General features: G+C 33.2%; 9 protein-coding genes. 2 read left to right on the top strand and 7 right to left on the bottom strand.

The window, feature by feature from the left end; genetic code table 11:
* Both ACVC2P_RS19040 and ACVC2P_RS19035 read right to left on the bottom strand, forming a co-directional pair.
* Window positions 1-722 (bottom strand): DnaJ domain-containing protein (locus tag ACVC2P_RS19040; RefSeq protein ID WP_452600030.1); only part of this gene is annotated, 722 nt, incomplete at its 3' end.
* Between the two features lie 10 nt (window positions 723-732).
* Entirely contained in the window at window positions 733-1,278 is a 546-nt protein-coding gene (locus ACVC2P_RS19035) for a nucleotide exchange factor GrpE (protein WP_452600029.1), read from the bottom strand.
* A gap of 161 nt (window positions 1,279-1,439) precedes the next feature.
* Between ACVC2P_RS19035 and ACVC2P_RS19030 the strand changes: the two genes are divergently transcribed.
* Window positions 1,440-2,087, top strand: coding sequence for a YceI family protein (locus ACVC2P_RS19030; protein WP_452600028.1), 648 nt, complete (start codon window positions 1,440-1,442; stop codon window positions 2,085-2,087).
* A gap of 78 nt (window positions 2,088-2,165) precedes the next feature.
* On the opposite strand, the gene ACVC2P_RS19025 is transcribed toward ACVC2P_RS19030, so the two are convergent.
* The 3 genes from ACVC2P_RS19025 to ACVC2P_RS19015 all read right to left on the bottom strand — a co-directional run bounded on the left by ACVC2P_RS19025 (window position 2,166) and on the right by ACVC2P_RS19015 (window position 4,337).
* On the bottom strand, window positions 2,166-3,068 hold the full coding sequence (locus tag ACVC2P_RS19025) for a TIGR01777 family oxidoreductase (protein WP_452600027.1): 903 nt from the start codon (window positions 3,066-3,068) through the stop codon (window positions 2,166-2,168).
* Window positions 3,069-3,136: 68 nt separating this feature from the next.
* Complete coding sequence (mnmD, locus tag ACVC2P_RS19020) at window positions 3,137-3,820, bottom strand: tRNA (5-methylaminomethyl-2-thiouridine)(34)-methyltransferase MnmD (protein WP_452600026.1); 684 nt, start codon at window positions 3,818-3,820, stop codon at window positions 3,137-3,139.
* A gap of 1 nt (window position 3,821) precedes the next feature.
* Entirely contained in the window at window positions 3,822-4,337 is a 516-nt protein-coding gene (locus ACVC2P_RS19015; protein ID WP_452600025.1) for a DUF4920 domain-containing protein, read from the bottom strand.
* Between the two features lie 117 nt (window positions 4,338-4,454).
* On the opposite strand from ACVC2P_RS19015, the gene ACVC2P_RS19010 reads away from it, so the two are divergent.
* Window positions 4,455-5,510, top strand: a complete 1,056-nt coding sequence (locus ACVC2P_RS19010; RefSeq protein WP_452600024.1) for a branched-chain amino acid aminotransferase — start codon at window positions 4,455-4,457, stop codon at window positions 5,508-5,510.
* Window positions 5,511-5,579: 69 nt separating this feature from the next.
* Here the strand turns inward: ACVC2P_RS19010 and ACVC2P_RS19005 are convergent, their stop codons facing one another.
* Complete coding sequence (locus ACVC2P_RS19005; protein ID WP_452600023.1) at window positions 5,580-5,966, bottom strand: pyrophosphohydrolase domain-containing protein; 387 nt, start codon at window positions 5,964-5,966, stop codon at window positions 5,580-5,582.
* Window positions 5,967-6,040: 74 nt separating this feature from the next.
* Window positions 6,041-6,513: SDR family NAD(P)-dependent oxidoreductase (locus ACVC2P_RS19000; RefSeq protein ID WP_452600022.1), on the bottom strand; the 473-nt coding region annotated here is incomplete at its 5' end.

The following is a 6,513-nucleotide window of genomic DNA, read 5'->3' as shown; positions in this document are numbered from 1 at the left end:
ACACCATTTCCTGGTGCTTCGTTTCCTTTACCAGAGACTTTAAGTTGCATACCATCTACTACTCCTGCCGGTATTTTTACTGCAATGGTTTCTTCTTTAGTTATAAATCCTTGCGCATCTGCGTTAGATGGTTTTTTATCTATAGTTTGCCCAGCTCCACCGCATGTTGTACAAGTGGTTGCTGTTTGCATTCTTCCTAAAATAGTATTAGTAACTCGTGTTACTTGCCCAGAACCATTACAACTAGAACATGTTCTGTAAGTTGTACCTTCTGCTTGAACTTTACGTTTTACTTTTATTTTTTTCTCTATACCATTAGCAATTTCTTCTAATGTTAATTTTACACGAATACGTAGGTTACTTCCTTTTACTCTTCTAACTCCGCCACCTCGGCTTCCTCCACCGAAGCCTCCAAAGCCGCCTCCAAAAATATCACCGAATTGGCTAAATATGTCATCCATATTCATTCCGCCTCCGCCGAAACCACCGCCTCCATTCTCAAAAGCTTGGTGTCCAAATTGGTCGTATCGTGCTTTTTTATCTGGATCGCTCAATACTTCATAAGCTTCTGCAGCTTCTTTAAACTTACCTTCTGCACTTTTATCATCTGGGTTTTTATCTGGATGAAATTCTATTGCTTTTTTTCGGTAAGCTTTCTTTATTTCTGCCGCTGTAGCATTCTTGCTTAGCCCCAATATTTCGTAAAAATCTTTCTTTGCCATCTTGTCTGCCTTATTGACCTGTAACTACTTTTGGGAAACGTATTACCGTTTCTCCTAATTTGTATCCTTTTTCTATAACATCTACAATTTTACCTTTTAAGTCCTCGCTTGGTGCAGGGATTTGGGTTACAGCTTGATGAAAATCTGCATCAAAAACATCTCCTGCTTTTACTTCCATTTCCGAAAGTCCTTTTTGAGTTAATGTTGTTTTAAGTTTTTGACTTATTAATTCAACACCTTTTAAAAGTTCTTTTTCTTTAGTTTTAGAAATCTCAGAATATGCTCTGTCAAAATCATCTAAAATGGGTAATAAAGACACCATGACATCTTTACTTGCCGTTTGAAATAATTCTACACGTTCTTTAGACGTTCTTTTCTTATAGTTTTCAAACTCAGCAAATAACCGTAAAAACTTATCTTTTTCCTGTCCTAATTCTTCTTTTAGCTTTTCTTCGGCAGTCATTTCTACTGTTTCTGTAGCTTCTGTTGTTTCTGTTTGTGTAGCGTCAACTTGTTCTTCTACTATGTTTTCCTTATTATCTTTTGCTTTGCTCATTTTGTATCTTATAATTTTAAATACATTTAAATGTTGGCAAAAGTACTGCCAATATTATAAAAATGTCAAAATGTCACACATAATTTTTAAAGTTTTTTTACCCCTATTTAATTATTGAAATTCTTTATTTTTGAAATTCTTAACCTAAATATAAATATAACATGAAAAAAAGCGTATTAAATAGTCTTGTTTTAGTTGCTATAACTATTGCTGCAACTGGATGTAAGGACGATGTAAAAAAAGCAGAAACACAGGAAGCTAAAGAAGTAAAAGTAGTGGTTAGCGAATCTAGCTACAATGCAATTCCTGAAGAATCTATGATTTCATGGAAAGCAAATAAAGTTGTAGGTGGACATGAGGGAACAATTAACGTTTCTAAAGGAAAAGCGAAATTAAAGGGAGAAACATTAGTGGGTGGTACTTTTGTTTTTGATATAAACACTCTAAAAAACACAGATATTCCTACCGAAAATGAAGGTAATGCTAAATTAGTTAAGCATTTATTAAGCCCTGATTTTTTCAATGCTGAAGCGTTCCCTAATGCTACTTTTGAAATAACATCTGTTGTTGGTAATAAAATAAGTGGTAATTTAACTTTAAAAGGAATTAAAAAGAATGTAACTTTTAATGCTAAGGTAGCTGTTATGGGTGATGATCTTTCTATTACTAGTGATACTTTTACTATAGATAGAACAGAATGGGATATAAAACATAACTCTGGTAAGTTTATGGATCCTGCAGAGCTTGGAGATTATATGATTAAGGATGATATAGAAATTAAAATATCTGTTAAGGCTAAGAAAGCTTAATTGCATTTTTACTACAATTTAAAACGCCATATTTATAATTAAATATGGCGTTTTTATTTAAGTACTTCTTTTACTTTACTAGAGCAACTCGCTTAAAGCGGTATTTAATGTATAATATTTAAAATTAAAGCCATTCTCTTCAATTTTTTGAGAACTTACTCTTTGACTTTGAAATAAAATAGCATGCATATCTCCCAACACTAATGCCATTATAAATCTTGGTATGTTTGGAAGCAACAATGGGCGTTTTACTTGTTTTGCTATAGCTTTGGTTACTTCCATATTGGTTGAAGGGTTAGGTGCTACTGCATTATACACGCCTTCTAATTTATGCTTTAAAACATGCATGAATATGTTGGTTAAATCTGCTATATGTATCCAAGACATCCATTGTTTTCCTGTTCCCATAGCTGCTCCAACACCATATTTTATAGGCTTAGATAACTGAGGGAATGCTCCCCCTTTACTAGAAAACACAATACCTATTCGTATTTTAGCAATTGCAATATTTAACGTTTTAAAATCATCTACCGCAGCTTCCCATTTTTGTACTATTTCGCCTAAAAAAGAAGTATTTACGTCTTTATCTTGTTCTGTATAATACTTTGTTAAAGAGTCTGGGTAATATCCTATAGCGCTTGCAGATATTATGTGCGAAACACTGTGTTCGTTATTTTTAAGTGTGTTGTGTAATAGTGCTGTTGTTTTTATTCTACTATCTAAAATGGCTTTCCGCTGTTTGTCTGTCCAACGTTTAGAAATACTGGCTCCTACCAAATGGATAATAACATCTACATCCTTTATACAGTCTACATCAATAGTATTTGTTTCTATATTCCAATAAAATCCTTTATAATTCTCGTTTTTAGAGATTTTACTTTTATTGGTTGTTAAATAGTTAACTGCAATACCTTTATTGTGGCATTTTTCTACAATCTCCTTTCCTATTAAACCTGTTGCTCCTGTTATTAAAACACGCATTTCTTTTTTATTTAAATTTACAAAATAGTAAACCGCTTCTCAAGTGGTTTAAGTAAGCTTTAACATTATTACTGTTTTATTGCACGAAGCATGTGTCGTTTTCCTGGTGGCCCTTGTAATTTTTCTACTGTAAACCCAACACTAATCATAGCTCTTCGAGCATTGCCTTGTGCACAATAAGTTACCAAAACGCCTTTAGGTTTTAATGCTTTATACATTATTTCAAAAATTTGCTCTGTCCATAGGTCTGGTTGTACTCTTGGTCCAAAGGCATCGTAATAAATAATATCAAAACTGTTTACATGTGTTATTTCAGAAAACAATTTTTGCTCCTTTTTTAACTTAAACTGTTTTGAGATTTGATGTTCTGTTCCCCAAACACAAGAATGTAGTGTTTTAAATGTTTCGGTATGTGCTTGTGCTTGTAAGGCTTCTATATAGTTTAATGCTTCCAATTCTTCTGGAGCAATAGGGTAAGCCTCGACACCAACGTATGTTACATTTATATTTAAAGCTTTTGCTTGTAACAATGTTAAAAAAGCATTCAATCCTGTACCAAATCCTATTTCTAGGATTGATACATTTTGAATGCTTTCTTGTTTTGTTTCTTCAACATAATACTGAAACCCTTTACTTAAATAGACATAATTGGCTTCTTGTATTGCACCATGTTTGGAATGGTATTGCTCATTCCATTCTGTAATTTGAATGGTTTTAGAGCCATCCTGCGTTGTTATTATTTCGCGTTTCAAACTATTGTTTTAATAGCACTCCATCGGCCTCAAAAGAATACGTACGTTTTGGTTCTGTAATGGCAGCTATAGCTTCTTTACTTTCTCCTCCATCTTCTGCATAGTGGCGCTGCTCATCTACCGACACTTCTTTTACAAAGGCTTTTCCGTTTACTATAACTTCTTTTCCTACTATATCTTTTGGCATGAAAAACCCATAATCTTTAAACTTAACCATTACTTGCTCTCCATTATCTAAATTTAATTTCATCCAGCAGCCTTTCTTTTTACATACTTCCTCTACTTTCGCTACCATTTTAGTATCTAAACTGTCTCCTACTTTTAATCCTTCATAATGTTGTATCATTGATTTTGCTGCAACAGCATCATCTGCTATAATTTCTTTTCCAAAAGATTTGTACTCTACATTTTTTACAGTCTCTATTTCTGCTTTTGCTTTTACTTCTTCTTTCTTCTCTTCATTCTTACATGATAATAGTCCAATAATTATTACAAGTAATACGGCGTATTTTTTCATTGTTTTATTTTTTATTAGTTGGTAAATTATATAAACAAAGATAGTATTTTAAGCTTAATTTAGCATTTAATCGGTCTTAATTCTGTACTTTTGCACCCTGAAAAAGAAACTAATCAAATGGATACTAAAATAGACATTGTAAAAGCTGAAAACTCTAAAATTAACAGCGTAGATTTTAACAATTTAAATTTCGGAAAGGTTTTTACCGACCACATGTTTTCTTGCGAGTATAAAAATGGTGAATGGCAAACGCCAAAAATCATGCCTTATGGTCCCTTATCTATAGATCCTTCGGCTAGAGTATTCCATTACGGACAAGCTGTTTTTGAAGGTATGAAAGCGTATAAAGACCAACAAAATGATGTTTGGCTATTTAGACCTGAAGATAATTTAGAGCGTATTAACATATCGTCTTCTAGGTTAGCTATGCCTGCTTTTCCTAAAGACCTCTTTTTTGATGGTTTAACTGCTTTATTAAAGTTAGACGACCAATGGATTAAAAACACAGAAGGAAGCTCTATGTACATTAGACCTTTTGTTATTGCTACAGAACCTGCTATTTCTGCATCGCCTGCGGCTGAGTATAAGTTTATGATTATACTATCTCCAGCGCAATCGTATTATGCTGGTGAGGTTCGTGTTAAAATTGCTGAAAAATTTAGTCGTGCTTCTAGTGGTGGTGTTGGTTATGCTAAAGCTGCTGGTAATTATGCGGCTCAGTTTTACCCAACTGCATTGGCAAATGATGAAGGTTACCAACAAATTATTTGGACCGACTCTAGTACGCATGAGTATTTAGAAGAAGCTGGTACGATGAATGTGTTTTTTAGAATTAATGACACCTTAGTTACGGCTCCTACTAGTGATAGAATTTTAGATGGTATTACTCGTAAAAGTGTTATACAATTGGCTAAAGACAACGGAATTCCTGTAGAGGTTAGACCTATTAAAGTTAGTGAGCTTAAAGAGGCTGCTAAAAATGGGAGTTTAAAAGAAGTTTTTGGTTCTGGTACTGCTGCTGTTATCAATCCTATTTTAGGGTTTAAGCATCAAGACTTTAAACATGAGTTACCTAAATTAGAAGACACTTATGCTTCTATGTTTAAATCAAAATTAAACGCTATACAGTATAATACTGCCGAAGATCCTCATGGATGGAGATACAAGGTATAAGTTAGCTGTTAGCAAAACAAATTTACATATATTAAAAAAGCAACCTAATTGGTTGCTTTTTTGTTTTTGTTACTCTTCTAAAATTCCTGCAATATTGGGTTTAAAGTAATTAGGGCCTTTTAACACTTTGCCATCTTCTCTGTAAATAGGCTCGCCATCTTCTCCCAATTTACTCATATTACTGCGTTGTATTTCGTTAAATACTTCTTCTATTTTATGTTGCATGCCGTGTTCTATAATAGTACCACACAATATATATAACATATCTCCTAAGGCATCTGCAACTTCTACTAAATCGTTATTATTGGCTGCTTCATAATACTCTTCGTTTTCTTCTTTCATTAAGTTAAAACGTAGAGTGTTTTTATCGCTCCCTAAATCTGCTTTTGGTGTTTCTCTATGGCCTATTTTAAAGGCGGTATGAAATGCTTTTACTGCTTCTATTTTATTTTTCATAATATATTTCCCGTAAAAACGGGAATCTCATATTTTATAAGGTTAGTCTTCTTAATATTCTCTAAACCCCAAATTTACATTACTTTTTTAATTAACCAAGACGGGACGATTTTTAAAACCCATGCTATTAAAATCCAACGTTTAGAAATATAAACACGTCGCTTTTTTCGTTTAATGGCTTTATAGATTTGACGTGTTGCTTTTGGTAATGATGCCATCCAGAAAATACCATCTCCCAATGCCATTTTAGTATCTACAAACCCTGGACGAATGTCTGTAATATATACCTTCCCTCCTTTTATTTCTTTGGTTTTTAAATATAAAGACTCTAAATAATTAACTTGATAGGCTTTTGATGCAAAATAAGCTGGTGATTCTCGATTACCTCGTAAAGAAGCTATTGATGATATGGCTGCTAAATGCCCATAGCCTTGTGTTTTAAATAAATTAAAAACTAAATCGTAGATTCTGGTTGCTCCTAATACATTAGTTTGTATAGTATCTTGCTCTTTTTCCCATTCTAGCTCTGGGTTTTCGTAACCCACTC

Source organism: Pontimicrobium sp. MEBiC01747, from assembly GCF_053601635.1.
The sequence above is the reverse complement of the archived record's forward strand: the minus strand, read 5'-3'. Positions and strand labels throughout refer to the sequence as shown.

Coding starts and splice junctions, on each gene's coding strand:
- ACVC2P_RS19035 (WP_452600029.1), bottom strand. CDS start 1,278: ATGAGCAAAGCAAAAGATAATAAGGAAAACATAGTAGAAGAACAAGTT.
- ACVC2P_RS19030 (WP_452600028.1), top strand. CDS start 1,440: ATGAAAAAAAGCGTATTAAATAGTCTTGTTTTAGTTGCTATAACTATT.
- ACVC2P_RS19025 (WP_452600027.1), bottom strand. CDS start 3,068: ATGCGTGTTTTAATAACAGGAGCAACAGGTTTAATAGGAAAGGAGATT.
- ACVC2P_RS19015 (WP_452600025.1), bottom strand. CDS start 4,337: ATGAAAAAATACGCCGTATTACTTGTAATAATTATTGGACTATTATCA.
- ACVC2P_RS19010 (WP_452600024.1), top strand. CDS start 4,455: ATGGATACTAAAATAGACATTGTAAAAGCTGAAAACTCTAAAATTAAC.
- ACVC2P_RS19005 (WP_452600023.1), bottom strand. CDS start 5,966: ATGAAAAATAAAATAGAAGCAGTAAAAGCATTTCATACCGCCTTTAAA.